Annotated in this window: 26 protein-coding genes; 10 read left to right on the top strand and 16 right to left on the bottom strand. The window is 69.0% G+C overall.

Features of this window, described 5'->3' with window-relative positions; genetic code table 11:
* The first annotated feature begins 57 nt into the window (after positions 1–57).
* Positions 58–3,525, top strand: a complete 3,468-nt coding sequence (mfd, locus tag IWH25_RS12455) for a transcription-repair coupling factor (RefSeq protein WP_203386113.1) — start codon at positions 58–60, stop codon at positions 3,523–3,525.
* A 42-nt stretch (positions 3,526–3,567) separates the two neighbouring features.
* Positions 3,568–4,620, top strand: coding sequence for a patatin-like phospholipase family protein (locus tag IWH25_RS12450; protein ID WP_203386112.1), 1,053 nt, complete (start codon positions 3,568–3,570; stop codon positions 4,618–4,620).
* Here IWH25_RS12450 and IWH25_RS12445 read toward each other — a convergent pair.
* Positions 4,609–5,889, bottom strand: coding sequence for an ABC transporter substrate-binding protein (locus tag IWH25_RS12445; RefSeq protein ID WP_203386111.1), 1,281 nt, complete (start codon positions 5,887–5,889; stop codon positions 4,609–4,611). The two genes, IWH25_RS12450 and IWH25_RS12445, sit on opposite strands and share 12 nt — an antisense overlap.
* Before the next feature lie 128 nt (positions 5,890–6,017).
* Between IWH25_RS12445 and IWH25_RS12440 the strand changes: the two genes are divergently transcribed.
* The 3 genes from IWH25_RS12440 (at position 6,018) to serB (ending at position 10,731) form a co-directional block, all read left to right on the top strand.
* Positions 6,018–8,678 (top strand): hybrid sensor histidine kinase/response regulator, encoded by a 2,661-nt coding sequence (locus tag IWH25_RS12440; protein ID WP_203386110.1) that lies wholly within the window; start codon positions 6,018–6,020, stop codon positions 8,676–8,678.
* Between the two features lie 134 nt (positions 8,679–8,812).
* Entirely contained in the window at positions 8,813–9,886 is a 1,074-nt protein-coding gene (locus IWH25_RS12435) for a 3-deoxy-7-phosphoheptulonate synthase (RefSeq protein WP_203386109.1), read from the top strand.
* Positions 9,886–10,731 (top strand): phosphoserine phosphatase SerB, encoded by an 846-nt coding sequence (gene serB, locus IWH25_RS12430; protein ID WP_203386108.1) that lies wholly within the window; start codon positions 9,886–9,888, stop codon positions 10,729–10,731. Before IWH25_RS12435 ends, serB begins: the two co-directional genes overlap by 1 nt.
* A 57-nt stretch (positions 10,732–10,788) precedes the next feature.
* Here serB and leuA read toward each other — a convergent pair whose 3' ends face one another.
* Positions 10,789–12,486, bottom strand: coding sequence for a 2-isopropylmalate synthase (gene leuA / locus IWH25_RS12425; RefSeq protein WP_203386107.1), 1,698 nt, complete (start codon positions 12,484–12,486; stop codon positions 10,789–10,791).
* Positions 12,487–12,652: 166 nt separating this feature from the next.
* Here leuA and IWH25_RS12420 point away from each other — a divergent pair, with 166 nt between their 5' ends.
* Positions 12,653–13,117, top strand: coding sequence for an Lrp/AsnC family transcriptional regulator (locus IWH25_RS12420; protein ID WP_203386106.1), 465 nt, complete (start codon positions 12,653–12,655; stop codon positions 13,115–13,117).
* On the opposite strand, the gene trxC is transcribed toward IWH25_RS12420, so the two are convergent.
* Positions 13,114–13,551: a thioredoxin TrxC gene (gene trxC, locus IWH25_RS12415; protein WP_238998894.1), complete on the bottom strand. Its 438-nt coding sequence runs from the start codon at positions 13,549–13,551 to the stop codon at positions 13,114–13,116. The genes IWH25_RS12420 and trxC overlap by 4 nt on opposite strands.
* Positions 13,552–13,677: 126 nt before the next feature.
* Between trxC and IWH25_RS12410 the strand changes: the two genes are divergently transcribed.
* From IWH25_RS12410 to IWH25_RS12400, 3 genes are all read left to right on the top strand, one after another.
* Entirely contained in the window at positions 13,678–14,268 is a 591-nt protein-coding gene (locus tag IWH25_RS12410; protein ID WP_203386104.1) for a hypothetical protein, read from the top strand.
* A 100-nt stretch (positions 14,269–14,368) separates the two neighbouring features.
* Positions 14,369–15,037, top strand: coding sequence for a phosphoribosyltransferase (locus IWH25_RS12405; protein ID WP_203386103.1), 669 nt, complete (start codon positions 14,369–14,371; stop codon positions 15,035–15,037).
* Positions 15,034–15,534 carry a BCAM0308 family protein gene (locus IWH25_RS12400; protein WP_203386102.1) on the top strand — a complete coding sequence of 167 codons (501 nt, stop codon included), beginning with the start codon at positions 15,034–15,036 and terminating at the stop codon, positions 15,532–15,534. Before IWH25_RS12405 ends, IWH25_RS12400 begins: the two co-directional genes overlap by 4 nt.
* 21 nt (positions 15,535–15,555) lie before the next feature.
* Here IWH25_RS12400 and IWH25_RS12395 read toward each other — a convergent pair whose 3' ends face one another.
* From IWH25_RS12395 to IWH25_RS12340, 12 genes are all read right to left on the bottom strand, one after another.
* Complete coding sequence (locus tag IWH25_RS12395) at positions 15,556–15,969, bottom strand: DUF2237 family protein (RefSeq protein ID WP_275403810.1); 414 nt, start codon at positions 15,967–15,969, stop codon at positions 15,556–15,558.
* Positions 15,948–16,142: a Fe-S cluster assembly protein IscX gene (gene iscX, locus IWH25_RS12390; RefSeq protein WP_203386101.1), complete on the bottom strand. Its 195-nt coding sequence runs from the start codon at positions 16,140–16,142 to the stop codon at positions 15,948–15,950. Before iscX ends, IWH25_RS12395 begins: the two co-directional genes overlap by 22 nt.
* A gap of 13 nt (positions 16,143–16,155) precedes the next feature.
* Positions 16,156–16,497 (bottom strand): ISC system 2Fe-2S type ferredoxin, encoded by a 342-nt coding sequence (gene fdx / locus IWH25_RS12385; RefSeq protein ID WP_203386100.1) that lies wholly within the window; start codon positions 16,495–16,497, stop codon positions 16,156–16,158.
* Positions 16,494–18,380, bottom strand: a complete 1,887-nt coding sequence (gene hscA, locus IWH25_RS12380) for a Fe-S protein assembly chaperone HscA (RefSeq protein WP_203386099.1) — start codon at positions 18,378–18,380, stop codon at positions 16,494–16,496. Before hscA ends, fdx begins: the two co-directional genes overlap by 4 nt.
* Before the next feature lie 17 nt (positions 18,381–18,397).
* Entirely contained in the window at positions 18,398–18,928 is a 531-nt protein-coding gene (hscB, locus tag IWH25_RS12375) for a Fe-S protein assembly co-chaperone HscB (RefSeq protein WP_203386098.1), read from the bottom strand.
* 129 nt (positions 18,929–19,057) lie between these two features.
* The gene (gene iscA, locus IWH25_RS12370; RefSeq protein ID WP_203386097.1) at positions 19,058–19,381 is read right to left on the bottom strand and encodes an iron-sulfur cluster assembly protein IscA; all 324 of its coding nucleotides are present in this window, start codon (positions 19,379–19,381) and stop codon (positions 19,058–19,060) included.
* A 10-nt stretch (positions 19,382–19,391) separates the two neighbouring features.
* Positions 19,392–19,775 carry a Fe-S cluster assembly scaffold IscU gene (gene iscU, locus IWH25_RS12365; RefSeq protein ID WP_203386096.1) on the bottom strand — a complete coding sequence of 128 codons (384 nt, stop codon included), beginning with the start codon at positions 19,773–19,775 and terminating at the stop codon, positions 19,392–19,394.
* A gap of 25 nt (positions 19,776–19,800) precedes the next feature.
* Positions 19,801–21,012, bottom strand: coding sequence for an IscS subfamily cysteine desulfurase (locus tag IWH25_RS12360; protein WP_275403809.1), 1,212 nt, complete (start codon positions 21,010–21,012; stop codon positions 19,801–19,803).
* 34 nt (positions 21,013–21,046) lie between these two features.
* Positions 21,047–22,213, bottom strand: coding sequence for a cysteine desulfurase family protein (locus tag IWH25_RS12355; RefSeq protein WP_203386095.1), 1,167 nt, complete (start codon positions 22,211–22,213; stop codon positions 21,047–21,049).
* A gap of 5 nt (positions 22,214–22,218) precedes the next feature.
* Positions 22,219–22,713, bottom strand: a complete 495-nt coding sequence (gene iscR, locus IWH25_RS12350; protein ID WP_203386094.1) for a Fe-S cluster assembly transcriptional regulator IscR — start codon at positions 22,711–22,713, stop codon at positions 22,219–22,221.
* A gap of 74 nt (positions 22,714–22,787) precedes the next feature.
* Entirely contained in the window at positions 22,788–23,540 is a 753-nt protein-coding gene (cysE, locus tag IWH25_RS12345; RefSeq protein WP_203386093.1) for a serine O-acetyltransferase, read from the bottom strand.
* Between the two features lie 53 nt (positions 23,541–23,593).
* Positions 23,594–24,385, bottom strand: coding sequence for an RNA methyltransferase (locus IWH25_RS12340; RefSeq protein ID WP_203386092.1), 792 nt, complete (start codon positions 24,383–24,385; stop codon positions 23,594–23,596).
* Between the two features lie 84 nt (positions 24,386–24,469).
* Between IWH25_RS12340 and IWH25_RS12335 the strand changes: the two genes are divergently transcribed.
* On the top strand, positions 24,470–25,273 hold the full coding sequence (locus tag IWH25_RS12335) for an inositol monophosphatase family protein (RefSeq protein ID WP_203386091.1): 804 nt from the start codon (positions 24,470–24,472) through the stop codon (positions 25,271–25,273).
* Between the two features lie 74 nt (positions 25,274–25,347).
* On the opposite strand, the gene IWH25_RS12330 is transcribed toward IWH25_RS12335, so the two are convergent.
* Positions 25,348–25,692, bottom strand: a complete 345-nt coding sequence (locus IWH25_RS12330; RefSeq protein WP_203386090.1) for a hypothetical protein — start codon at positions 25,690–25,692, stop codon at positions 25,348–25,350.
* Positions 25,693–25,771 lie beyond the last annotated feature (79 nt).

Genomic DNA, 25,771 nt, shown 5'->3' with positions numbered 1-25,771 from the left:
GCCCGGCAGCGCCCGCCGGCAGCCGCTATAATTCGCTCCCCGTTGATTCGCACCCCCATGTCGCCGCTGCCCCGTCTCCTGCCCTCGCTGCCGCCGCTGCCCGCGGCCGGCCAGCGCCTGTCATTGCCTGCCCTCGCCGGCTCGGCCGACGCGCTCGCGCTCGCCCGCCTCGCCGGCGACGCCCCCGGCAGCCTGCTGGTGGTGCTCGCCGCCGGCCCGGCCGACGCGCAGCGTCTGCTCGAGGAACTGCCGTGGTTCGCCCCGGACCTGCGCGTGCGCCTCTTGCCGGACTGGGAAACGCTGCCCTACGACAGCTTCTCGCCGCACCACGACCTCGTCTCCGAGCGCCTGGCGACACTCTACGCGGTCACCCGCGGCGAATGCGACATCCTGCTGCTGCCGGCGTCCACCGCGCTCTACCGCTTCGCGCCGCCCGCCTACCTCGCCGCCTACACCTTCTTCCTGAAGAAGGGCGACACGCTCGCCGCCGACAAGTTGAAAGCGCAGATGACGCTGGCCGGCTATGCGCACGTGACGCAGGTGGTGTCGCCCGGCGAGTACTCGATCCGCGGCGGGCTGATCGACCTCTTCCCGATGGGTTCGCAGCTCCCGTACCGGATCGACCTGTTCGACGACGAGATCGAGAGCATCAAGACCTTCGACGTCGACAGCCAGCGCACGCTGTACCCGGTGCCGGAGATCCGCCTCTTGCCGGCGCGCGAGTTCCCGATGGACGACGCCGGCCGTACCCGCTTCCGCCAGCGTTTCCGCGAGGTGTTCGAGGGCGATCCGGCGAAGTCCGGCATTTACAAGGACGTCTCCAGCGGCATCCCCTCGGCCGGCATCGAGTACTGGCTGCCGCTGTTCTTCGAGGAGACGGCGACGCTGTTCGACTATCTGCCGGCGGACGCCGCGCTGTGCCTGCACCGCGACGTGCCGGAGGCGATCCGCGCCTTCTGGCGCGACACCCAGTCACGCCACCGCATGCTCGACGGCGACCGCAGCCGGCCGCTGCTGCCGCCGGGCGAGCTGTTCCTGTCCGAGGAACAGTTCTTCGTCGCCGCCAAGCCGTATGCGCGCATCGACCTGCCCGCCGGCGAAGACGGCGATGGCGGCCCGGCCCGGCCGCTGCCGCCAATCGCCGTCGACCGCCGCGCCGACGATCCTTTGCGCGCGCTGAAGGCCTTCCTCGACGGCTACCCCGGCCGCGTCTTCCTGCTCGCCGAATCGGCCGGCCGCCGCGAGACGCTCACCGAACTGCTCGCCGAATACGGGCTGAAACCCGACGCCGTCGCCGACCCGGCGGCCTTCCTCGCCGCCGGCCCGAAGCTGGGCCTCGGCGTCGCGCCGCTGTTCGCCGGCTTCCAGCTCGACGGCATCGCCTTCGTCACCGAGGCCGAGCTGTTCGCCGGCAGCCCGTCGGCGCGCGCCCGCCGCTCGGCGCGCGAGGCACAGCGCAAGGCCTCGTTCGACAACTGGCTCAGGGACCTCACCGAGCTCAAGGTCGGCGACCCGGTCGTCCACGAGCAGCACGGCATCGGCCGCTACCAGGGCCTGATCCACATGAACCTCGGCGACGGCGACACCGAGTTCCTCGAACTGCACTACGCCAACGAATCGAAGCTTTACGTGCCGGTGTCGCAACTGCACGTGATCTCGCGCTATTCCGGCAGCGAGCCGGACGCGGCGCCGCTGCACGCGCTCGGCTCGCAGCAGTGGGAAAAGGCCAAGCGCAAGGCTGCCCAGCAGGCGCGCGACACCGCCGCCGAGCTGCTGGCGCTGTATGCCAGCCGCGCCGCGCGCCAGGGCCACGCCTTCGCCTTCAAGGCGCACGACTACGACGCCTTCGCCGACGGCTTCGGCTTCGAGGAAACCGCCGACCAGGCCGCCGCCATCGCCGCGGTGATCGAGGACATGAAGTCGGGCAAGCCGATGGACCGCCTGGTCTGCGGCGACGTCGGCTTCGGCAAGACCGAGGTCGCGCTGCGCGCCGCCTTCTGCGCCGTCGCCGGCGGCAAGCAGGTGGCCGTGCTGTGCCCGACGACGCTCCTGTGCGAGCAGCACTACCAGACCTTCTGCGACCGCTTCGCCGACTGGCCGGTGAGGATCGCCGAATTGTCGCGCTTCAAGACGGCGAAGGAATCGGCACAGGCGATGAAGGAGCTGGCCGAGGGCAAGCTCGACATCGTCATCGGCACGCACAAGCTGCTGTCCAAGGAGATGCGCTTCGACCGGCTGGGCCTCGTCATCATCGACGAGGAGCACCGCTTCGGCGTGCGCCAGAAGGAGATGCTGAAGAGCCTGCGCGCCGAGGTCGACGTGCTGACGCTGACGGCGACGCCGATCCCGCGCACGCTGGCGATGTCGCTCGAAGGCCTGCGCGATTTCTCGGTGATCGCCACGGCGCCGCAGAAGCGGCTGGCGATCAAGACCTTCGTCACGCGACTCTCCGACGGCATCATCCGCGAGGCGGTGCTGCGCGAGATGAAGCGCGGTGGCCAGGTGTATTTCCTGCACAACGAGGTCGACACCATCGAGAACATGCGCGAGAAGCTGACCAAGCTCTTGCCGGAAGCGCGCATCGTCGTCGGCCACGGGCAGATGAACGAGCGCGAGCTGGAGCGCGTAATGCGCGACTTCACGCAGCAGCGCGCCAACCTGCTGCTGTGCACGACGATCATCGAGACCGGCATCGACAACCCGCACGCCAACACCATCCTGATCAACCGCGCCGAGAAATTCGGCCTGGCGCAATTGCACCAGCTGCGCGGCCGCGTCGGCCGCTCGCACCACCAGGCCTACGCCTATCTCCTTACCCATGACGGCACCGGCGAGCACTCCGGCCTGACCAAGCAGGCGAAGCAGCGGCTGGAGGCGATCCAGCACATGGAGGAGCTCGGCTCCGGCTTCTACCTGGCGATGCACGACCTGGAGATCCGCGGCGCCGGCGAGGTGCTCGGCGACAGCCAGTCGGGCGAGATGCAGGAGGTCGGCTTCAACCTGTTCACCGAGATGCTGAACCGCGCCGTCGCCGCGCTGAAGCAGGGCCGCGAGCCGGACCTCACGCAGCCGCTCGGCGTCGCCACCGAGATCAACCTGCATACGCCGGCGCTGCTGCCGAACGACTACGCACCGGACGTGCACGAGCGGCTCTCGCTGTACAAGCGGCTGGCCAACTGCGACCGGACCGAGGACATCGACGACCTGCAGGAGGAGCTGATCGACCGCTTCGGCGAACTGCCGCCGCAGGCGCAGTCGCTCCTGGCGACGCACCGCGTGCGCCTGCTGGTGAAGCCCTGGTGCGTCGGCAAACTCGATGCGACGAGCGAGCAGATCGTCGTCCAGTTCAGCCCGGAGTTCGCCAAGACGGCGCCGATCGAGCCGATCCGGATCATCAACCTGATCCAGAAAAATCGCAGCTACCGCCTCGCCGGGCAGGACAAGCTGCTATTCTCCCGGCATTCACCGACCCTGAACGACAAGGTCGCCGCGATCAAGGAGCTGTTCAAGCAGCTGACCGGCTGAAGCTTCCCCGCCGCGCACCGCCGTTCCCAGCAAGGAGACGACATGGCAACAAGGAAGGCAGCACGCGGAAAGAACGGCAAGACGGCATTGGTGCTGGGCGGCGGCGCGCCGAACGCGACGCTGATGTCGGGCGCGCTGGTCGCCTTCACCGAAGCCGGTGTCGAGTTCGACGTCATCTCGACGGCCGGCGCCGGCGCGCTGATCGGCCTGCTCTACGTGGCGCCGGCGCAGGGCACGCCGATTGAGGCGCTGCGCCGCACGGTCGAGATGGGCGTGGCGGATGCCATCTACGACCACTTCCCGGTCAACTACAAGGTTTTCCAGAAGCCCGGCGCGGTCGCCGACCTCTACCGGCAGCTGCTGGCGGTGAACCCGCTGACACGCACGCTGGCGGCACAGCACGGCGACTCGGCGATGGAGCGGCTGTTCGCCGACTGGGTACGCCTGCTCTTCGCCAGCGCCTGCCCGACCGACCTCGGCCCGAACAGCCTGGGCCTCTGCGCCAGCGTGCCCTTCCTCGAGGAAACGGTCGATTTCGCGGCGCTGAAGACGGTCGCACCGGCTTTCTACATCAACGCCTACAACCTCAGCGAGCGGCGCATGGAGAATTTCGCCAAGCACCAGATCACCGCCGACCACTGCCGCGCCGCGCTGGCCTTCCCCTTCCTCTACCCGCCGTACCCGATCGCCGACCCGGCGACCGGCGCCGAGAAGTTCTACTACGAGGGCGCCGCGCACGACTGCCTGAACTTCAAGGCGCTGGTCGAGCACGAGCCCAAGGTCGAGCGCATCGTCGTCTTCGACGTGCTCGGCGCCGAGGAACTGATGCGCACGCCGCGCGACCTCTACGACGCCTGGCTGCTGTCGATCATCGTGCCGCTGGTCGAGATCGCCCGCGACGACACCAAAATCTTCGAGGCGGTGCATAACGCCGACGGCCGGCGGCAGCTGTTCAAGGTGCCCTTCGACATTCCGACCGAGCATGAGGTCGAGGCGCTCGACTGGTCGCGCTCCAACCTGGAGACGCTATTCGGCGTCGGCTACCGCTCGGCGCAAGCCTACCTTGCCGGCGACGGCCGGGTACTACTGCCCTGAGGCCTTGCCGGCGACCAGCGGGCAGCCGCCGTCGGCGAGCGGCCGGAAAGCGCGGTCGCCGGGAACGCGGCGCAGGATCTCCAGGTAGTCCCAGGGCTCCTTCACCTCCCCCGGCGCCTTCACGCGCAACAGGAAGACGTCGTGCACCATGCGCCCATCCTCGCGCAGGCGGGCGTTGCGCACGATCGGGTCGCGGATCGGCAGCTCGCGCATCTTCTTCACCACCGTCGGCCCGTGGTCGCTGCCGGTCGCCTGCACCGCCTTGAAGTAGTGCGTCAGCGCCGAGTAGACGCCGGCCTGCAGGTCGCTCGGCATCGCCCCGGTGCGCGCGAAGAAGCGCTGCGACCACGTGCGCGCCTCGGCGTCCATGTTCCAGTAGAAGGAATGCGACAGGCGCAGCCCCTGCGCCAGCTGCGGCTTCATCAGGTGCACGTCGTTGAGCGCGGTCGCCACCGCCGCCAGCATCGTCTCGCCCTTGCTCACGCGCAGCAGGTCGTAGCTGCGCCGGACCGACTGGATCATGTCCTGGCCGGCGTTGACCAGCGCGATCACCTCGGCGCCCGAGAGCGCCGCCTGGCGAAGCTTGGGGAAGATCTCGCGCTCGCCGAACTCGTGGCGCACCGCGCCGACCACCGTACCGCCGTTGTCGCGGACGATCGCCGACAGCGAGGCCTCGACGTTGTGGCCGAAGGCGTTGTCGACGGTGACGAAATACCAGCGCCGAGCGCCGGCTTCGGTCAGCTCGCGGCCGAGCACCGTGTTGAAGGCGTGGCCGTCGTACATCCAGTGGATGCCCAGCGGCGCGCAGCGCCTGCCGGTGAGGTCGCTGCTCATCACGCCGTTGTAGAAGACCACCGCCCCGCCGTCGCCGCGCTCGCGGTTGATCTCCTGCACCGCATGCGCCTGCGGCGATCCGAGAACGTCGGCGATGACGTCGATGCCTTCCTTCTCCAGCCAGTCGCGGGCGACCCGCATCGTCTCGCCGACGTCGTTGCGGTGGTCGGCGACGACCAGCCGGATCGGCCGGCCGCCGATGCTGCCGCCCATGTCCTCGATCGCCATCTGGGCGGCGACCACCGAGCCCTGGCCGGCGATGTGGGCGTAGGTGGACTTCAGGTCGAGCAGCGCGCCGACGCGGATCTCGCCGTCGGAGATCTCGGCACGCACCGGCCCGCCGCAGAGCAGCAGGCCGCAGCCGGCGAGCAGCGCCGCGCCACGGCGCCAGCCGCGGCAAGCGCCCGGCGGCAGCTTCCCGTCAGATCTGTCCATGTCGAAATACTTGTTGTTGGTCGCCGGTTCGGCGGAAAATGTGCCGGACCGCGAAATCCTCCCGATGTCAGGAGTTTAAAGCCCCGCTCACGCCGGAACAACAACCGGCACACAACAACAAAGCGAACATGCCCAAGACCACGCCGGCCAGACTCAGCTGGACCCTGCTCCTGACCTATGCCGCCGCCGCCCTCGGCGGGCTGGCGCTGGTCGTCGGCTTCGCCCGCTTCAACGCGCTGCACCAGGAATTCCTCGGCGCCAACTTCGACGCCGTGCATGGCGCGCGCACGCTGCTCAAGGCCCGCTTCTTCGTCGACATCGCCGCCCGCGACGTCGAGGCTGCCGCCACGTCGCCGGCGCAGCGCGTGTCGTTGCTGGCCAACGCCGAGAAGCGCCTGCTCAGTGCCGAGAGCTACGCCGCCGAGGGCCGCGACAGCGACCCGGCGGCACGCGAAGTGCTCACCGAGCGCATCCGCGTGACGCGCAGCGACCTGTCCCACCCGGCGGTCGGCAACGCCGAGGCCGCCGCCCTGTACCGCCTGGCCGCCGAGATACGCCGCCTGGCGCACGACCTCGACGCCGCCGAACTCGACCGCTGGGGCAACCTCTCCGCACTGAACACCGAACTGTCGGCGCGCATGCGCACGATGAACCAGCTGATCGCCGCCGCCTTCTTCCTCTTCGTCGGCGTCATGCTGACGCTGGCCTGGGCGGTGCTGCGCGCCCGCCGCGCCGAGGCCGAGCTGAAGACGGCGAAGAGCGAGACCGAGGCGATCCAGCAGACGACGCTGGAGGCATCGCCGATCGGCATCGCCTTCATCGACACTGCCGACCCGGAGAACCGCCGGATCCTCGCGGTCAACCGGCAGATGGCGGAAATCTTCGGCTACGAGGCCGACACGCTGCCCGGGCTCAACATCCGCCGCCTGTTCGCCAGCCAGGAGGCCTACGGCCGCTTTGCGCAGACGGCGGCGCAGCGGCTCGCCAGCGGCGAGGTGCTGCGCGAGGAGATGGTGATGCAGCGCCGCGGCGGCATGCCGTTCTGGTGCGCGCTGTCGGTCAAGGCGATCGACCCCGCCGACCCGGCGCGCGGCGTCGTGTGGACCTGCGAGGACATCAGCGAGCGCAAGGCCGCAGAGACCGAGCTGCAGCAGGAGCGCAGCCGCGCCGAGGCGGCCAGCCGCGCCAAGAGCGAGTTCCTCGCCAACATGAGCCACGAGCTGCGCACCCCCTTCGCCGGCCTGTTCGGCCTGCTCGGGCTACTCCGCGGCAGCGCGCTCGACGACACGCAGCGCCGCCACCTGCAGCTCGCGCACGAAAGCGCGGCGCAGATGCAGGCGATCGTCAACGACATCCTCGACTTCTCGAAGATCGAGGCCGGCAAGCTGATCATCGAATCGGCGCCGTTCAACCTGCGCAACCTGATCGCCGGCACCGCCGAGTTGCACGCCACCGCCGCCGAGCGCAAGGGACTGCGCTTCGCGCTCGACCTGGTCGAGCCGATGACGCCCTGCGTCGTCGGCGACGCCGTCCGCCTGCGCCAGATCGTGGACAACCTCGTGAACAACGCGATCAAGTTCACCGAGCGCGGCGAGATCCGCCTGATCGTGCAGGCGCTTCCGGTCGGCGCGCAGGCGCAGCTGCGCATCACCGTCGAGGACACCGGCATCGGCATCCCGCAGGCGATGCAGGCGCGCATCTTCGAGAAATTCACGCAGGCGGACTCGTCGACAACCCGCCTCTACGGCGGCACCGGCCTCGGGCTGGCGATCAGCAAGCAGCTGGCGACGCTGATGGGCGGCCACATCTCGCTGTCGAGCCGGGAGAGCGTCGGCAGCCGCTTCAGCCTGATGCTGCAACTGCCGGTGGCCGACGAAGCCGCCTGCGCCAGCCCCCATCCGGCGGCGCCGGCGGACCGGCTCGACGACGTGGTGGTCCTGCTCGCCGAGGACAACGCGATCAACCGCTCGGCGCTCGCCGAAACCCTGGAGCAGCGCGGCGCCGTCGTGTGGACCGCGGACAACGGCGAGGACGCGGTCCGCCTGGCGGCCGAGCACGCCCCCGACGTGATCCTGATGGACTGCCAGATGCCGGGCATCGACGGCCTCGAGGCGACCCGCCGCATCCGTGCCACCGAACGCGGCCGCCGCGTCCCGATCATCGCGCTGACCGCCTTCGCCACCAGCAACTACCACGAGGAAAGCCTGCGCGCCGGCATGGACCGCTTCCTCGCCAAGCCGGTGTCGATCGAGCAGCTGCACGAGGAAATCAGCGCGCTGCTGGCGCGCCCGGCCGCCAAGGAAGCCGCGGCGCCCGCCGTCGCCGCCCGCTCGCTGCCGCCGCCGCGCGCCATGGCCTCCTCGCCAGCAACGCCGGAGACGCAGCCGGCGCCGACGTTCGGCGGCCGCCTGCTGCTGGTCGACGACAACCTGCCGATCCTGGAGGCGACGCGCGGGCTGCTCGAACGCCTCGGCTGCACGGTCACCACCGCCGACAACGGCAAGGCGGCGCTCGCCCGCCTCGACGAGGTCGCCGGCGACCCGGAACGCGAGTTCGACCTGGTCCTGCTCGACTGCCAGATGCCGCTGCTCGACGGCTGGGAGACCGCGCGCCGCTGGCGCGACGAGGAGCGTGCGCGGCAGCTGGCGCCGGTGGCGATCGTCGCCCTCACCGCCGACGACCGCGCGGCGGTGCTGCCGCGCTGCCGCGCGGCGGGGATGGACGACGCGCTGACCAAGCCGTTCAGCGAGGAACAGCTGCAGGCGCTGCTCGCCGACTGGCTCGACTGAGTCCGCAACCCTCGCCAACCCCCCGCGGAGGCGGTAAACTCCGACACTTTCCCGGCATCGCCCAAGCACCGAAACGCCTCGCCTTTCCCGCTGCAGCCCTGCCCCAACCCCCGCTTGTGACCCGCGTTCCGACCATGACGACTCTCGACATCGACAACATCAACGTCGCCGCCTTCGATCCGATGCCCTCGCCCGAGGACGTCCACGCCAGGCTGCCGCTCTCGACCTCCGCCGCGCGCACCGTGATGAAGGGCCGCGAAGCCCTGCGCAACATCCTCGACCGCAAGGACCCGCGGCTGTTCGTCGTCGTCGGCCCGTGCTCGATCCACGACCCGGTCGCCGGCCTCGACTACGCCAAGCGGCTGAAGGCGCTGGCCGACGAGGTCTCCGACACGCTGCTGATCGTCATGCGCGTCTATTTCGAGAAGCCGCGCACGACCACCGGCTGGAAGGGCTACATCAACGACCCGCACATGGACGACTCCTTCCAGGTCGACGAAGGCATGAAGAAGGCCCGCCACTTCCTGCTCGAAGTCAACGAACTCGGCCTGCCGGCCGGCACCGAGGCGCTCGACCCGATCTCGCCGCAATACCTCGGCGACCTGATCGCCTGGAGCGCGATCGGCGCCCGCACCACCGAGTCGCAGACGCACCGCGAGATGTCGTCCGGGCTGTCGACGCCGGTCGGCTTCAAGAACGGCACCAACGGCGACATCGGCGTCGCCGTGAACGCGATCCTCTCCGCGTCGCGCCCGCACTCCTTCCTCGGCATCAACAGCCAGGGCCGGACGGCGATCGTGCGCACCAAGGGCAACCGCTACGGCCACGTCGTGCTGCGCGGCGGCGACGGCCGCCCGAACTACGACACGGTGTCGGTGTCGATGGCCGAGCAGGCGATGCAGAAGGCCAAGCTGCCGCCGAACATCGTCGTCGACTGCTCGCACGCCAACAGCTACAAGAAGCCGGAGCTGCAGCCGCTGGTCATGGCCGACGTGGTCAACCAGATCCGCCTCGGCAACAAGTCGATCGTCGGCACGATGATCGAGTCGAACCTGGTCGCCGGCAACCAGCCGATCCCCGAGGACCTGTCGCAGCTCAAGTACGGCTGCTCGGTGACCGACGCCTGCATCGACTGGGAGACCACCGAGCAGTCGCTGCGCGACGCGGCGACGCTGCTGCGCGACGTGCTGCCGGAGCGGCTGGCCTGATGGATCTGGTGATCCAGGGCGGCGCGCTGCCGACCTTCCTGCTCGACCGCTGCGTCGCCGCCACCGGCGCCCGCGCCGTGCAGCCGCAGCCGCCGCAGGTGGTGCGGCTGGCCGGGGCCGAGCGCAGCGTCGAATTCGACGACGAGATCGCGCCGCTGCTCTACCAGGAAAGGCTCGACTGGTGCTTCGTCGAGTCGGGGCGGAAGCTTTCCGACTTCGGCCTGATCGCCTTCGACATGGATTCGACGCTGATCACCATCGAGTGCATCGACGAGCTGGCCGACTTCGCCGGCAGGAAGGCCGAGGTCTCGGCCGTCACCGAGTCGGCGATGCGCGGCGAGATCGATTACCGCGAGAGCCTGCGCCGCCGGCTGGCGCTGCTCGCCGGGCTCGACGCGCGCGTCCTCGCCCGCGTCTTCGGCGAGCGCCTGCTGCTCTCGCCCGGCGCCCGCGAGCTGCTCGCCGCGGTGCAGGCCGCCGGCCTGCGCACGGCGATCCTCTCCGGCGGCTTCACCTACTTCACCGAACGCCTGCGCATCGAGCTCGGCTTCGACTTCGCCACCTCGAACGAACTGGAAATCTCGGGCGGCAAGCTGACCGGCCGCGTCGTCGGCGACATCGTCGACGCGCAGGCCAAGGCACACCACCTGGTGCGGCTGCGCGACGAGCTGGGGCTGAAGCAGGAACAGGTGATCGCCGTCGGCGACGGCGCCAACGACCTGCTGATGATGGCCGAGGCCGGGGTCTCGGTGGCCTTCCGCGCCAAGCCGGCGACGCGGGCGAAGGCCAGTGTCGCGCTCAACTTCGTCGGCCTCGACGGCCTGCTCGCCCTCTACCCCGCGTAAACGGAAAACGGGCAGCTGCGGCGGCCGCCGCGCTGCCCGCGCCTGCCCGTGCCCTCTTCAGGCGGCAGCCTGGTCGGCCCCCGCCGCCCCCGTCGCCTGCAGGCGATTGACCCCGCTCACCAGCGCCCGGATCGCGGCCGTGACGATGTTGCCGTCGATGCCGACCCCGTAGCGTTCGCCGCGTCCGCCGGCCCCGGCGAGCTCGACGAAGGCGCAGGCGCGGGCATTGCCACCCTCGCCGCTGGCGCCCAGCGAACGCTCCTCGTAGCTGCGCACCGCGACGCGGATGCCGGCCTGCTGCAGCGCATGTACCGCCGCGTCGATCGGGCCGTTGCCCTCGCCGGTGAGCAGGTGCGGCGTGCCGTCGATGTCGACCTGCAGCCGGATGCCCTGCGCCGCGCCGTGCTCGAACAGGTGGTGCTCGCGATAGCGCAGCGGTGCCCCCCCCTCCAGGTAGGTCGCCGCGAACAACTGCCAGATGTCGGCCGCGCTGACTTCGCCGCCGTGCGCATCGGCATGCGCCTGGACGACCCCGGAGAACTCGACCTGCAGCCGGCGCGGCATGGCCACGCCGTACTCGGCCTCCAGCAGGTAGGCGACGCCGCCCTTGCCCGACTGGCTGTTGACGCGGATCACCGAGTCGTAGCTGCGGCCGAGGTCGGCCGGGTCGATCGGGAGGTAGGGCACTGACCAAAGCTCTGCCGCCTTTTGAGCGGCGAACCCCTTCCTGATGGCGTCCTGGTGGGAGCCGGAGAAGGCCGTGAAAACGAGATCCCCGACGTACGGATGGCGCGGATGGATCGGGAGCTGGTTGCAGTGTTCGACGGTGCGCGCGACGGCGTTGATGTCCGAGAAGTCGAGCCCGGGATCTACGCCCTGCGTGTACAGGTTGAGCGCGAGCGTGACCAGGTCGACGTTGCCGGTGCGCTCGCCGTTGCCGAAGAGGCAGCCTTCGACGCGGTCGGCGCCGGCCATCAGGCCGAGCTCGGCGGCGGCGACCGCGGTGCCGCGGTCGTTGTGCGGGTGCAGGCTGAGGATCACGCTGTCGCGGCGTGCGAGGTGGCGGTGCATCCACTCGATCTGGTCGGCGTAGACGTTGGGCGTCGCCATCTCGACCGTGGTCGGCAGGTTGAGGATCACCTTGTTGTCCGGCGTCGCGCCCCAGGCTGCGGTCACCGCGTCGCAGATCTCGAGCGCGTAGTCGAGCTCGGTCGCGGTGAAGGTTTCCGGGCTGTATTCGAGCACCCATTCGGTGGCCGGCTGTTCGGCGGCGAGGCGCTTGATCAACTGCACCGCATCCACCGCCATGGCGATCACCTCGGCCTTGCTCATGCCGAAGACGACGTCGCGGAACGGCTGCGAGGTGGCGGTATAGACGTGCACGATCGCCCGCCGCGCACCGCGCAGCGATTCCATCGTGCGCTCGATCAGCGGCGCGCGCGCCTGCGTCAGCACCTCGATGGTGACGTCGTCGGGGATGTGGCCGCCCTCGATCAGGCCGCGCACGAAGTCGAAGTCGGTCTGCGACGCCGACGGGAAGGCGACCTCGATCTCCTTGAAGCCGATGTCGCAGAGCATGCGGAACATGCGCATCTTGCGCTCGCCGTTCATCGGCTCGAACAAGGACTGGTTGCCGTCGCGCAGGTCGGTGCTCATCCACACCGGCGGCTGCTCGATCACCCGGTTCGGCCACTGGCGGCCGGCGAGCGCGACCGGCGGGAACGGCGAGTACTTGGCGGCGGGGTTCGGCAACATGGCGGCTCCGGAAAACGGTGAGTGTCGATGGACGCCATCTTACGGAACTTCCGCCGGCAGGTGCTTGCGTTCTATCGCCAATAACCCGACTTTACAGCAATTAAATTGCCGACACTTCCACTTTATGGGATATTTATCCCAACAAAGACACGCCCTACGGAAAATCATGCAACTCGACCGCTACGATCTGCAGATTCTGCGCACCCTCCAGGCGGACGGACGCATCAGCAACCAGGACCTGGCCGAGCGCATCGGCCTGTCGCCCTCGCCCTGCCTGCGCCGGCTGCGCGCGCTGGAGGAGGCGGGGCTGATCACCGGCTACCGGGCGCTGGTCGACGCGAAGAAGCTGGGCCTCTCGCTGATGGCGCTGATCCACATCTCGATGGACCAGCACACGCCGGAGCGCTTCGCCAACTTCGAGGCCAAGGTCGGCGAGATTGCCGAGGTGCTCGAATGCCTGCTGATCACCGGCCAGGACGCCGACTACCAGCTGAAGGTGGTGGTCAGGGACATGGACGCCTACCAGGACCTGCTGCTCAACCGCATCACCCGCATCAAGGGCGTCACCGGCGTGCACTCGAGCTTCGTGCTACGCCGGGTGGTCGACCGCACGGCGCTGCCGCTGCCCTAGACGTACTGGCGCACCCAGCGCAGCAGGCTGCCGGCGTCCATCGCCCCCGCCTGGCGGGCGATTTCGCGGCCGCCGACGAAGACCGCCAGCGTCGGGATGCTGCGGATGCCGAAGCGCTGCGCCAGCGCCGGTTCGGCCTCGGTATCGACCTTGGCGAAGCGCACGCCCGGCGCGAGCTGCGCCGCCGCCTGCGCGAAGGCCGGCGCCATCGTCCGGCAGGGGCCGCACCACGGCGCCCAGAAATCGACGACCAGCGGCAGCTCGCTGCGCCCGACGTGGCGGTCGAAGTTCGCCGCCGACAGCGCGACCGGTTCGCCGGGCAGCAGCGGCCGGCGGCACTGGCCGCAGGTCGGCTGCTCGCCGAGGCGGGTCGCGGGAAGGCGGTTGACCGCATCGCAATGCGGACAGACGACATGCAGGCTGGTTTCGCTCACTGGGCGGCTCCGTTCATCAGGTGTTCCCGATATGGCGCCGGCGACGGCGCTTTCAAGGGGTGAATCGCGCGCAGCGCAGCCGGCTGTGGTAGAAGGAAGCATTACCCATGAGCGGAAGCCCAGGCCATGCGCGAACACATCGACGAACTGCTGGCCAGAATCCGCCAACTGGAAAACGAGATCGAGGACGAATACCGCCAGCGCCGCGACGAGTTCGCCGCCCGCCGGGCGCAGCTCGCCGACCAGTTCATCGCGCAACAGCGGCACTACAAGACCGGCCTCGTCCGCTTCCTGCTCGACGCCCGGCCGCTGGTGGCGCTGACCGCGCCGCTGATCTACCTCGGCTGGATTCCGTTCCTGCTGCTCGACCTGTTCATCACCGTCTACCAGGCGGTGTGCTTCCCGCTCTACGGCATTCCCAAGGTGCGCCGCGCCGACTATCTGGTCTTCGACCGCGAAGACCTGCCCTACCTGAACCTGATCGAGAAGTTCAACTGCTTCTACTGTTCCTACGGCAACGGCATCGCCGCCTACTTCCGCGAAGTGGCGGCGCGCACCGAGCAGTACTGGTGCCCGATCAAGCATGCCCGCCGGATCAAGGCGGCGCACGACCACTACCCGAAATTCTTCGACCACGGCGACGCCGAGGCCTACCGCCAGGGACTGGAGCGCCTGCGCAAGCAGTACCCGGGCGACGACGCGCCGCCCGCCCGCTGACGGCCGCCTTGACGCCCTCCGGGCGCGCATCTAGCCTGAAAGTGAGTCGCCAGGCGAAGGACGCGGGTGCGCCCGGCCTGTCCGGCAGGGAGGATTCAGGATGTTCCGCGATCGACTCGAGGCGGGGCGGCGACTGGCCGAGGCCTTGATCGCCTATCAAGGCCGTCAGCCGCTGGTACTGGCGGTGCCGCGCGGCGCCGTACCGATGGCCAAGGTGGTCGCCGACCGCCTCGGCGGCGACCTCGACGTGGTCCTGGTGCGCAAGATCGGCGCGCCCTTCCAGCCCGAGCTGGCGCTCGCGGCGATCGACGAGAGCGGCTGGATCTACCGCACGCCGGGCCTCGGCGACGACCCCGAGCTTGCCGACTACATCACCGCCGAAGCCGCCGTCCAGCTCGCCGTGATCCATCGCCGGCGCGCGCAATACACGCCGCAACGCCCGCCGCGCGAGGCCGGCGGACGGATCGTGATCGTCGTCGACGACGGCCTGGCGACCGGCGCGACGATGATCACGGCGCTGCATGCGCTGCGCGAACGCCAGCCGGCGCGGCTGGTCTGCGCCGTTCCCGTCGCCCCCGCGGAGACGCTCGCCCGCATCCGCCCGTACGCGGACGAAGTCGTCTGCCTGGCGACGCCGGCCTGGTTCGAGGCGGTCGGCCAGTTCTACGCCGACTTCGCCCAGGTCGGGGACGACGAGGTGGTCGCAACCTTGCACGCGGCCGAGGCGGCGGCGACCGCGCCCCATTCCGAGACGAAGGAGACGCCATGAACATGCATGCCATTCCCCAGGGATTCAAACCCGTCCGCCGCGACCAGTTGCGCGAGGAACGCGAGCACGACAGCTACAAGATGCGGCAGAAACCGGCCGAGCCCGCGGTCTGCGGCGACTGCGGGGCGGTCTTCCACGCCGGCCGCTGGCAGTGGAGCGAACGCCCGGCGGACGCGAACGAGGTCGTCTGCCCGGCCTGCGCGCGCACGCACGACCGCTATCCGGCCGGCTTCGTCCACCTCGGCGGCCCCTTCCTCGCCGAGCACCGCGACGAGGTGACCGCACTGCTGCGCCACCGTGAGGAACGCGAAAAGGCCGCGCACCCGCTGGCACGGATCATGGCGATCGAGCCCGAGAACGGCGGCCTGCTGGTGACGACCACCGACCTCCACCTCGCGCGCGACCTCGGCGAGGCGCTGCACCACGCCTACCGCGGCGAACTGGAATTCCACTACAACGAGAGCGAGAAGCTGCTGCGCGTGCATTGGCAGCGCTGAGCGGCGAGGCGCCGCTCGGGCTCAGTTGAGGTCGACGGCGTAGGGCTTGAGGAGATCGAGGCTGACGATTTCCAGCGTCGCCTCGTTGGTCGCGTTCAGCACCACCTGCGGCGCCGCGCCGGCCTCCCAGGCCTCGCGCCAGCGGGCGGCGCACAGGCACCAGTGGTCGCCGGGCTGCAGGCCGGGGAAGCCGAATTCGGGATGCGGCGTCGACAGATCGTTGCCGCGCGCCTTGGAAAAGGCGAGAAACTCGGCGGTCATCACCGCGCAGACCGTGTGCACGCCGACGTCCTCGTCGGCGGTGTTGCAGCAGCCGTCGCGGAAGAAGCCGGTCATCGGCCGCTCGCCGCAGGTGCCGAGCGGGCCACCGAAGACGTTGCGCTGCACGCCGCCGCGGCCGAAATCGTCGCTGATCACTGCACTTCGTCGATCCACGCCTGCTGGATCGCCTCCAGAATCTTTTCGCCGCAGTGCTTGGGATCGTCGTCGAAATCCGGCAGCGCGAGCACCCAGTTCATCAGGTCGACGAAGTTGATGCGGGTCGGGTCGACCCCGGGATGGGCCTCGGACAGCTCGATCGCGAGCTCGTTGATATCGGTCCACTTCATGCGCAATCCTCCGTCAGTGCTTGCCTTCGCGGGCCATGTTGATCGAGTAGCGCGGAATCTCGACGACCAGCGGCGTCTCGGCGACGTGCGCCTGGCACGACAGCCGCGAGTTCGGCTCCAGCCCCCAGGCCTTGTCGAGCATGTCCTCCTCGGTGTCCTCGGCCGGCTCCAGCGAGTTGAAGCCCTCGCGCACGATCACGTGGCAGGTGGTGCAGGCGCAGGACATCTCGCAGGCGTGCTCGATCGCGATGTCGTGCTCGAGCAGCGCCTGGCAGACCGACTTGCCGGGCTCGGCCTCGATCACCGCGCCGTCCGGGCACAGCTCGACGTGCGGCAACACGATGATCTGGGTCATGCCTCTTCTCCTCCGGGAACGGCCAGTTCATCGACCTTGCGGCCGGCCAGCGCTTTCTTGATCGACTTGTCCATTCGACGCGCGGCGAACTCCTTGGTTTCCGCCTCCAGGTCGTCCATCGCCAGCGTGATCTGGCGGCGGTTCTCGCCGAGCGCGGCGGCCTGCAGCTGGGTGATCGCCTTGTCGACGCGGCTGCGCTCGTCATCGGCGAGCAGCTCGCCGTCGCTGTGCAGCGCCGCCTGCACCGCCTCGATCAGGCGCTGCGCCTCGACCTGCGCCTCTTTCAGCGCACGCCGGAAGGCGTCGTCCTTGGCGTGCGCCAGCGAATCCTTGAGCATGCTGGCGATCTCGTCGTCGGACAGTCCGTAGGACGGCTTCACCGTGACGCTGGCCTCGACCCCCGAGGTCTGCTCGCGCGCGGCGACCGACAGCAGGCCGTCGGCATCGACCTGGAAGGTGACGCGGATGCGCGCGGCACCGGCGACCATCGGCGGGATGCCGCGCAGCTCGAAGCGCGCCAGCGAGCGGCAGTCGCTGACCAGCTCGCGCTCGCCCTGGACGACGTGGATCGCCATCGCCGTCTGGCCGTCCTTGAAGGTGGTGAATTCCTGCGCGCGCGCCGCCGGGATCGTCGAGTTGCGCGGAATGACCTTCTCGACCAGGCCGCCCATCGTCTCCAGGCCCAGCGACAGCGGGATCACGTCGAGCAGCAGCCAGTCGTCGCCGGCGGCGCGGTTGCCGGCGAGCAGGTTGGCCTGCGTCGCCGCGCCGAGCGCGACGACCTTGTCCGGGTCGAGGTTGGTCAGCGGCTCCTGCTTGAAGAACTCGCCGACCGCGCGCTGGATCTGCGGCATGCGCGTGGCGCCGCCGACCATCACCACGCCCTTCACCTCGCTCGCCGACAGGCCGGCGTCGCGCAGCGCCTTCTTGATCGGCTGGATGGTCTTCGCCACCAGCGTCTGCGTGATCTCGTTGAAGACCGCGGTGGTCAGCGTCAGGTCGACCATCTCGCCGGTGGACAGGCGGGCGGTGATCGGCGCTTCCGAATGGTAGGTCAGGTATTCCTTGGCCTCGCGCGCGCGCGTCAGCAGCAGGCGCGCATCGCCGGACGAGAGCGGCCGCAGCTGGGCCTGCTCGCTGATCCAGCAGAAGATGCGGTGGTCGAAGTCGTCGCCGCCGAGCGCCGAGTCGCCGCCGGCCGCGAGCACCTCGAAGACGCCCTTGGACAGACGCAGGATCGAGATGTCGAAGGTGCCGCCGCCGAGGTCGTAGACCGCATAGACGCCCTCGGCCGCGTTGTCGAGGCCGTAGGCGATCGCCGCCGCGGTCGGCTCGTTCAGCAGGCGCAGCACGTTGAGGCCGGCGAGCTTGGCGGCGTCCTTGGTCGCCTGCCGCTGCGCGTCGTCGAAATAGGCCGGCACGGTGATCACCGCGCCGACCAGCTCGCCGCCGAGCGCCGTCTCGGCGCGGGTGCGCAGCGTCTTCAGGATCTCGGCCGAGACCTCGACCGGGCTCTTGACGCCGGCGACGGTGCGCAGCCGGACCATGCCCGGCGCGTCGACGAAGTCGTAGGGCAGCGATTCGACGTGGGCGATGTCGTTGCGCCCGCGTCCCATGAAGCGCTTGACCGAGACGATGGTGTTCTTCGGGTCCTGCGCCTGCCGGTTCTGCGGTTCGTAGCCGACCTCGGTGCTGCCGTCGGCGCGGTAATGGACCACCGACGGCAGCAGCGACCGGCCGAGTTCGTCGTTGAGGACGACGGTGAGGCCGCTGCGCACGGTGGCGACCAGCGAGTTGGTGGTGCCGAGGTCGATGCCGACCGCCAGCCGGTGTTGGTGCGGCGCCGTCGACTCTCCGGGCTCCGCGATCTGCAGAAGTGCCATGAATTACCTGAGGGGGGTTATTGTTCTTCGATCGCGGCAATCGCCTCGTCGATCTCGGTCAGCAGTTTCTCGAGGAACATCAGCCGGCGCACGCGGTCGCTCGCCGTCTCGTAGTCGCCGGCGTCGTCAAGCAGCGCGGCGAGCTCGTCGTAGCTCCCGTTCATCCGCTCGCGCAGCCGATGGTGCAGGTGCTCGAGCTCATGATGGTCGCGCGCCGCGCGCGCCTCGGCGACGCCCTCGCGCCACTCCATTTGCTCCATCAGGAACTCGGCCGGCATCGCCGTATTGTTCTCGGCGCCGATGTCGTGCCCGAGCAGATGCAGCAGGTAGCGGGCACGCGGCAGCGGCTTCTTCAGCGCCTGGTAGGCCTCGTTGGCCCGGGTCGCCCATTGCAGCGACAGCCGCCGCTCGGCGTCCGCCGCATGCGCGAAGCGGTCCGGATGCACCTCCGCCTGCAACTCGCGATAGCGCGCGTCGAGCGCCGCCGCGTCGATGCGGAAGGCGCGCGGCAGGCCCATCAGGGCGAAGTGGTCGGCGTTGAAGTCCATGGGGGCAATTTTACCAGTGGATGCGGCAGTTCAGCCCCAAATCACCTCAAGGCGAAGGCCGGGCGAGGCGCGCCGCGCGACGACAGTGCTGTAGCACGGCGAGCGCAAGCAACGACGCCCGGCCGAGCATCAGACATTAAAGGATTCGCCGCAGCCGCATTGGTCCTTGACGTTGGGGTTGTTGAACTTGAACCCCTCGTTCAATCCCTCGCGCGCATAGTCGAGCTCGGTGCCTTCCAGGTACGGCAGGCTCTTCGGGTCGATCAGCACGGTCACGCCGTGCGACTCGAAGGTGATGTCGTCGGGCTCGATCTCGTCGGCGAACTCGAGCTTGTAGGCCATGCCCGAGCAGCCGCTGGTGCGCACGCCGAGGCGCACGCCGACGCCCTTGCCGCGCTTGGCGATGTAGTTGGCGACGTGCTTCGCCGCCCGTTCGGAAAGGGTAACCGCCATCTGCAGCTCCTTACTCGGCGTGCTTCTTCTTGTAGTCGGCGACCGCCGCCTTGATCGCATCCTCGGCGAGGATCGAGCAGTGAATCTTCACCGGCGGCAGCGCCAGCTCCTCGGCGATCTGCGTGTTCTTGATGTCGAGCGCCTGATCGACGGTCTTGCCCTTGACCCACTCGGTGACCAGCGAGCTCGAGGCGATCGCCGAGCCGCAGCCGTAGGTCTTGAACTTGGCGTCCTCGATGACGCCCTCCTTGTTCACCTTGATCTGCAGCTTCATGACGTCGCCGCAGGCCGGCGCGCCGACCATGCCGGTGCCGACGCCCTCTTCCTCCTTGGCGAAGGAACCGACGTTGCGGGGATTTTCGTAGTGGTCGAGGACCTTGACGCTATAGGACATGATGTTTCTCCTTCAATCCTTCAAATCAGTGGGCAGCCCACTGGACAGTATTCAGGTCGACGCCTTCCTGCACCATTTCCCACAGCGGCGACAGCTCGCGCAGCTTGCCGATCTTCTGGTGCAGCAGCTTGATCGCGTAGTCGATCTCCTCCTCGGTGTTGAAGCGGCCGATCGTGAAGCGGATCGAACTGTGCGCCAGCTCGTCGTCGCGGCCGAGCGCGCGCAGCACGTACGAGGGCTCGAGCGAGGCCGAGGTGCAGGCCGAACCCGACGACACCGCCAGATCCTTGATCGCCATGATCATCGACTCGCCCTCGACATAGGCGAAGCTCACGTTCAGGTTGTGCGGAACGCGCTGTTCGAGGTCTCCGTTGATGTAGACCGCCTCGATGTCGGAAAGTCCCTTCCACAGCTTGTCGCGCAGCTTCTGGATGCGTGCGTTCTCCTCGGCCATCTCCTCGCGGGCGATGCGGAAAGCCTCGCCCATGCCGACGATCTGGTGCGTCGCCAGCGTGCCGGAGCGGAAGCCGCGCTCGTGGCCGCCGCCGTGCATCTGCGCCTCCAGGCGCACGCGCGGCTTGCGGCGGACGTACAGGGCGCCGATGCCCTTCGGGCCGTAGGTCTTGTGCGCCGAGAAGCTCATCAGGTCGACCTTCAGCGTGTTGAGGTCGATCGCCACCTTGCCGGTTGCCTGCGCGGCGTCGACGTGGAAGATGATGCCCTTCTCGCGGCAGATCTCGCCGATCTCGGCGATCGGCTGGATGACGCCGATCTCGTTGTTCACGAACATCACCGAGACGAGGATCGTGTCCGGGCGGATCGCCGCCTTGAACGCGTCGAGGTCGACGAGGCCGTTGTCCTGCACGTCCAGGTAGGTCACTTCGAAGCCCTGGCGCTCGAGTTCGCGGCAGGGGTCGAGGACGGCCTTGTGCTCGGTCTTGACCGTGATGATGTGCTTGCCCTTGCCGGCGTAGAAGTTGGCCGCGCCCTTGATGGCGAGGTTGTTCGACTCGGTGGCGCCGGAGGTCCAGACGATTTCCTTCGGGTCGGCGTTGACCAGTTGCGCCACCTGCTCGCGCGCGGCCTCGACCGCGGCGTCGGCTTCCCAGCCGAAGCTGTGCGAGCGCGACGCCGGGTTGCCGAATTTCTCGACGAGGTAGGGGATCATCTTCTCCGCGACGCGCGGGTCCACCGGCGTGGTGGCCGAGTAATCGAGGTAGATCGGCAGTTTCAGCATTTCTCTAGCTCCGCTTCGTTTCTCTGTTGGCTGGCTACGCCGCGTCAACACTGACCGACGTCATTCGCTGCAATCCGACCACGGTCGCCTGCAGCGCGTTCAAAAATTCTTTCACCTGCGCGTGCGTCGATTGCGGCCCGAGGCTCACGCGCACCGCACCGCGAGCAATTTCCGCACTCACGCCCATCGCCGACAGCACGTGCGACGGTTCCGGGTTGGCGCTCGAGCAGGCCGCCCCGCTCGCCACCGCGAAGCCGGCGCGGTCGAGCTTGCCGACCAGCGTCTCGCCGTCCACGTCGGGAATGGCGAAATACGTCGTGTTCGGCAGGCGCTCGGCGCCGGCGCCGAACAGCCGCGCGCCGAGCGCCGCGAGCCCCGCTTCCAGCTCGCCGCGCAGGCCGCCGATGCGTGCCGCCGCAGCCGCCTGCCCCGCCGCAGCGAGCTCGGCGGCGATGCCGAAGCCGACGATCGCCGGCACATTCTCGGTGCCCGAGCGCAACCCGCGCTCGTGGCCGCCGCCGGCGATCAGCGGCGCGATGTCGACGCGCTTGTCGAGCACCAGCGCGGCGGCGCCCTTGGGGCCGCCGATCTTGTGCGCCGACACCGTCAGCGCATGCACGCCGGCCGCGTTCAGTTCGCGGAACGACAGCGGCAGCTTGCCGAAGGCCTGCACCGCGTCGCAGTGGAACCACGCGCCGCGGCACTTCGCCTCGCTCGCCAGCGCCGCCACGTCCTGCAGCACACCGGTCTCGTTGTTCGCGCGCATCACCGACAGCAGCTTCGGCTGCGCGGCGAGCACGTCCCGCCAATCCGCGCGGTCGACCCGGCCCTCGCCGTCGACCGCCACCTTCCTCAACTGCCAGCCCTGCCGCGCCAGCTGTTCAGCCGGCTTGATCACGCACGGATGCTCGACCCCCGACACCGCCAGCAGTCCGGGCTTCAGGCAGGCCGCGGCGCCCTTGACGAAGAGGTTGTTGGCCTCCGAGCCGCCGCTGGTGAACACCACCTCGGTCGGGTGCGCGCCGAGCGCCGCCGCCACCTGCTGCCGCGCCTCGTCCACCGCCCGCCGCGCCGCCCTGCCGTACTCGTGGCGGCTCGACGGATTGCCGAACTGCGCCTCCAGCCACGGCAGCATCGCCGCCAGCACCGCCGGATCGAGCGGCGTCGTCGCGTTGTGGTCGAGGTAGACCGGAGAGAACATGCCCGTCAGGCCGACACCGCCATGATCTTGGCCCGCGGCTTCGGGCTCGGCCCGAGCCGCTGGTCGCCGACCGGGTTCATGAAATGCACCGCCTTGTGCGCGTTCTTGGTCACCAGGTCGTGCAGCGTCACCGACGCCAGGTACTCGTACATCTTGAAGTTCAGCGTCGCCCACAGATCGTGCGTCATGCAGCGGTGCTCGTCGTGGCAGTTCTCCTTGCCGCCGCACTGCGTCGCGTCGAGCTGCTCGTCCACGGCGCGGATGATGTCGGCGACCGAAATCTCCTCCAGCGGCCGTGCCAGGCAGTAGCCGCCGCCGGGACCGCGCACGCTGTCCACCAGGTGATGGCGGCGCAGCTTGCCGAACAGCTGCTCCAGATAGGACAGCGAAATCTTCTGCCGGTCGCTGATGCCGGCGAGCGTCACCGGCCCCTCGCTGCCGCGCAGCGCGAGGTCGATCATGGCGGTCACGGCGAATCGTCCCTTGGTCGTCAGTCGCATGGTTTAGCTCTCCCGGTCTAATACCTGATTGGTTTCGTCAACTATACGAAAAGTGGACAAAATCGGTCAACTATTTAGTCGACTATTTTGCTCAGATATTTCGGATCGAACTTGTCGGCGGTCGCCAGTTCGTCCTCGATGCTGACGCCCGAGGCCTCCAGCTTCTTCAGCAGCACGTCGATGCGCCGGTCGGTCTCGACGGCGTGGTCGAGCAGGCCGTGGATCGCCTTGGCCAGCGGGTCGTCCTGGCCATTGGCCAGCGCATAGGCCGAGAAACCGAGATGCCCGGCCTTTTCCTCGCGCTTCTGCGCCTGCTCGGTGTCGATGATGCGCGCCGGGTTGCCGACCGCGGTCGTCCCCGGCGGCACATCCTTGACCACCACCGCGTTCGAGCCGACCTTGGCGCCGTCGCCGATGGTGATCGGCCCGAGCACCTTGGCGCCGGCGCCGATGACCACGCCGTTGCCCAGCGTCGGGTGGCGCTTGCCCTTGTTCCACGAGGTGCCGCCGAGCGTGACGCCGTGGTAGAGGGTGACGTCGTCGCCGATCACCGCCGTCTCGCCGATGACCACGCCCATGCCGTGGTCGATGAAGAAGCGGCGGCCGATCGTCGCGCCGGGATGAATCTCGATGCCGGTCAGCGTGCGCGCGAGGTTCGACACGAAGCGCGCCAGCCAGCGCAGCCGATGCCCCCACAGCCAGTGCGTGAAACGGTGCGCGAGCGCCGCGTGCACGCCGGGATAGCAGGTCAGCACCTCCCACGCCGAGCGGGCGGCTGGATCTCGGTCGAACACGGACTGGATGTCTTCTCGCAGACGGGCGAACATGGCACCTCCCTGGTTGGGTTCGGGATTTTAAAATACCCGAGTTTTTTGATCTACTATTTTCCGTGCGGTTCCGTATCGGCCGCCCCACCCTGCCAGCGCGGCCCGGTCGGCTTCTCGACCGAATCGAGGATGCCGCGCAGGATGTTGATCTCATCCTTCTCCAGCGCTGCGCGCCCGAACAGCCGGCGCAGCTTGGGCAGCAGCCGGCGCGGCCGCGCCGGGTCGTGGAAGCCGGTGGCGACCAGCACGCACTCGAGGTGCGCGTAGAAGCGCTCGACCTCATCGATCGCCGCCGGCGCCGAGCGAAACGGCGTCGCCGGCGTCGTCGGCGCCGGCGGCAGCCCGCCCCAGGCCGCCATGCGCAGCTCGTAGGCCATCACCTGCACCGCCGCGCCGAGGTTGAGCGAGCTGAAGTCGGGGTTGCTCGGGATCGTCACCGCCTGCTGGCAGCGCTGCAGTTCGTCGTTGGCGAGCCCGCTGGTCTCGTTGCCGAAGACCAGCGCGACGTCGCCGTCCGCCGTCATCCGCAGCAAGGAAGGCACCGCCTCGCGCACGCCGACCGCCGCCGGGCCGAGGTCGCGCAGCCGGGCGGAAAGCGCCACCGCCTGCACGCAGCCGGCCAGCGCGTCGACCAGCGAGCCGCAGACGACGGCCGATGCGAGCACGTCGTCGGCGCCGGCGGCGCGCGCCGCCGCAACCTCGTCCACCGCGCACAACGGCTGCACCAGGTACAGCCGCGACAGCCCCATCACCTTCATCGCCCGCGCCGCGGCACCGATATTGCCGGGATGGCTGGTACGGCAGAGCACGATGCGGACGCGGTCGAGGAGTGCTTGCGGGGTCATGATAGAATGCGCGTTTCCCAAAAATGCTTCGGGCGGCACAGCATCGATTTGCCGTCACCGCCCGACAAGTTCTTTCATACAGCCATGCATCCAGCACTCAACATCGCCATCAAGGCGGCGCGTCGCGCCGGCCAGATCATCACCCGCGCATCGCACGATGTGGACCTGCTGAAGGTCACCGCCAAACGCCAGAGCGATTTCGTCACCGAGGTCGACAAGGCCGCCGAGGCCGCCATCATCGAAGTGCTGCGCGAGGCTTATCCGAACCACGCCATTCTAGCAGAAGAGTCCGGCGCCACCGGCCCCCAGCAGGCCGAGTACCAGTGGATCATCGACCCGCTCGACGGCACCACCAACTTCATCCACGGCTTCCCGCAGTATGCGATTTCGATCGCGCTCGCGCACAACGGCCAGGTTACGCAGGCGGTGGTGTTCGACCCCGAGCGCAACGAGCTGTTCACCGCCAGCAAGGGCCGCGGTGCCTTCCTCAACGACCGCCGCATCCGCGTCTCGAAGCGCGCCAAGCTGGAAGAGGCGCTGCTCGGCACCGGCTTCCCGTACCGCTGCTTCGACCACGTCGACACTTACCTGGCGATCTTCAAGGAATTGACGCAGAAGACGGCCGGCATGCGCCGTCCCGGCGCCGCCGCGCTCGACCTGGCCTGGGTCGCCTGCGGCCGGCTCGACGGCTTCTGGGAATTCGGCCTGTCGCCGTGGGACATGGCGGCCGGCACGCTGCTGATCAGCGAAGCCGGCGGCCTGGTGTCCGACCTCGCCGGCGAGCACGCCTACCTCGATTCCGGCAATGTGCTGGCCGGCACGCCGAAGGTCTTCTCGCAGCTGCTGCAGGTCGTCCAGTCGCACCGGACGCCGGCGCTGTCGGCCTAGACGCTGGCTCAGGTGCCCGCCGAGGGCACTCGAGCCATAGGCCCCTTCGCTTCGCAAGGCGCAAGGCGCATGACTCAGGCGGCTTCGGCCGTCGCTCCGTTTGCCGCCGCGCGGCGTGCGAGGGATGGACGCAGTAGCCAGTGCCACAGCCCGAGCATGCTGGTGATGCTGAACGCCCCCTGCTGCAGCGCGATCGACGCCTGCCCGGTACCGACGCCGTAGGCCGTCCAGCTCAGGTTGGACACCAGCCACAGCACCCATGCCCAATGCGCGTGCGGCGACTTGACCGCCACCAGCACCGCACCGAGAACGCCCAGCGCGCACCCCGCCCACTCGAAGAAAAACAGCCACGACACCACGACGCACCACCCGATACGAAAGCCTGCGGCGGCAGGATAGCCGGACGCGGGGCGCAGCATAGTCGGCGGTGGCGACCCTTTCCTTGATATGCGGCAAGCCGCCCGGCCACGGTGGGGCGGGATTCGGTATCATCGGACG

It is taken from the genome of Azospira restricta (genome assembly GCF_016858125.1).
In the GTDB taxonomy this organism is placed as follows: domain Bacteria; phylum Pseudomonadota; class Gammaproteobacteria; order Burkholderiales; family Rhodocyclaceae; genus Proximibacter; species Proximibacter restrictus.
Note: the sequence above shows the minus strand (reverse complement) of the source record. Positions and strands in the feature narration are given on the sequence as shown.

What these genes read in the sequence shown, in the direction of transcription:
- mfd (WP_203386113.1), top strand. Translation starts at nt 58, where the DNA reads ATGTCGCCGCTGCCCCGTCTCCTGCCCTCGCTGCCGCCGCTGCCCGCG.
- IWH25_RS12450 (WP_203386112.1), top strand. Translation starts at nt 3,568, where the DNA reads ATGGCAACAAGGAAGGCAGCACGCGGAAAGAACGGCAAGACGGCATTG.
- IWH25_RS12445 (WP_203386111.1), bottom strand. Translation starts at nt 5,889, where the DNA reads ATGGACAGATCTGACGGGAAGCTGCCGCCGGGCGCTTGCCGCGGCTGG.
- IWH25_RS12440 (WP_203386110.1), top strand. Translation starts at nt 6,018, where the DNA reads ATGCCCAAGACCACGCCGGCCAGACTCAGCTGGACCCTGCTCCTGACC.
- IWH25_RS12435 (WP_203386109.1), top strand. Translation starts at nt 8,813, where the DNA reads ATGACGACTCTCGACATCGACAACATCAACGTCGCCGCCTTCGATCCG.
- serB (WP_203386108.1), top strand. Translation starts at nt 9,886, where the DNA reads ATGGATCTGGTGATCCAGGGCGGCGCGCTGCCGACCTTCCTGCTCGAC.
- leuA (WP_203386107.1), bottom strand. Translation starts at nt 12,486, where the DNA reads ATGTTGCCGAACCCCGCCGCCAAGTACTCGCCGTTCCCGCCGGTCGCG.
- IWH25_RS12420 (WP_203386106.1), top strand. Translation starts at nt 12,653, where the DNA reads ATGCAACTCGACCGCTACGATCTGCAGATTCTGCGCACCCTCCAGGCG.
- IWH25_RS12410 (WP_203386104.1), top strand. Translation starts at nt 13,678, where the DNA reads ATGCGCGAACACATCGACGAACTGCTGGCCAGAATCCGCCAACTGGAA.
- IWH25_RS12405 (WP_203386103.1), top strand. Translation starts at nt 14,369, where the DNA reads ATGTTCCGCGATCGACTCGAGGCGGGGCGGCGACTGGCCGAGGCCTTG.
- IWH25_RS12400 (WP_203386102.1), top strand. Translation starts at nt 15,034, where the DNA reads ATGAACATGCATGCCATTCCCCAGGGATTCAAACCCGTCCGCCGCGAC.
- iscX (WP_203386101.1), bottom strand. Translation starts at nt 16,142, where the DNA reads ATGAAGTGGACCGATATCAACGAGCTCGCGATCGAGCTGTCCGAGGCC.
- fdx (WP_203386100.1), bottom strand. Translation starts at nt 16,497, where the DNA reads ATGACCCAGATCATCGTGTTGCCGCACGTCGAGCTGTGCCCGGACGGC.
- hscA (WP_203386099.1), bottom strand. Translation starts at nt 18,380, where the DNA reads ATGGCACTTCTGCAGATCGCGGAGCCCGGAGAGTCGACGGCGCCGCAC.
- hscB (WP_203386098.1), bottom strand. Translation starts at nt 18,928, where the DNA reads ATGGACTTCAACGCCGACCACTTCGCCCTGATGGGCCTGCCGCGCGCC.
- iscA (WP_203386097.1), bottom strand. Translation starts at nt 19,381, where the DNA reads ATGGCGGTTACCCTTTCCGAACGGGCGGCGAAGCACGTCGCCAACTAC.
- iscU (WP_203386096.1), bottom strand. Translation starts at nt 19,775, where the DNA reads ATGTCCTATAGCGTCAAGGTCCTCGACCACTACGAAAATCCCCGCAAC.
- IWH25_RS12360 (WP_275403809.1), bottom strand. Translation starts at nt 21,012, where the DNA reads ATGCTGAAACTGCCGATCTACCTCGATTACTCGGCCACCACGCCGGTG.
- IWH25_RS12355 (WP_203386095.1), bottom strand. Translation starts at nt 22,213, where the DNA reads ATGTTCTCTCCGGTCTACCTCGACCACAACGCGACGACGCCGCTCGAT.
- iscR (WP_203386094.1), bottom strand. Translation starts at nt 22,713, where the DNA reads ATGCGACTGACGACCAAGGGACGATTCGCCGTGACCGCCATGATCGAC.
- cysE (WP_203386093.1), bottom strand. Translation starts at nt 23,540, where the DNA reads ATGTTCGCCCGTCTGCGAGAAGACATCCAGTCCGTGTTCGACCGAGAT.
- IWH25_RS12340 (WP_203386092.1), bottom strand. Translation starts at nt 24,385, where the DNA reads ATGACCCCGCAAGCACTCCTCGACCGCGTCCGCATCGTGCTCTGCCGT.
- IWH25_RS12335 (WP_203386091.1), top strand. Translation starts at nt 24,470, where the DNA reads ATGCATCCAGCACTCAACATCGCCATCAAGGCGGCGCGTCGCGCCGGC.
- IWH25_RS12330 (WP_203386090.1), bottom strand. Translation starts at nt 25,692, where the DNA reads ATGCTGCGCCCCGCGTCCGGCTATCCTGCCGCCGCAGGCTTTCGTATC.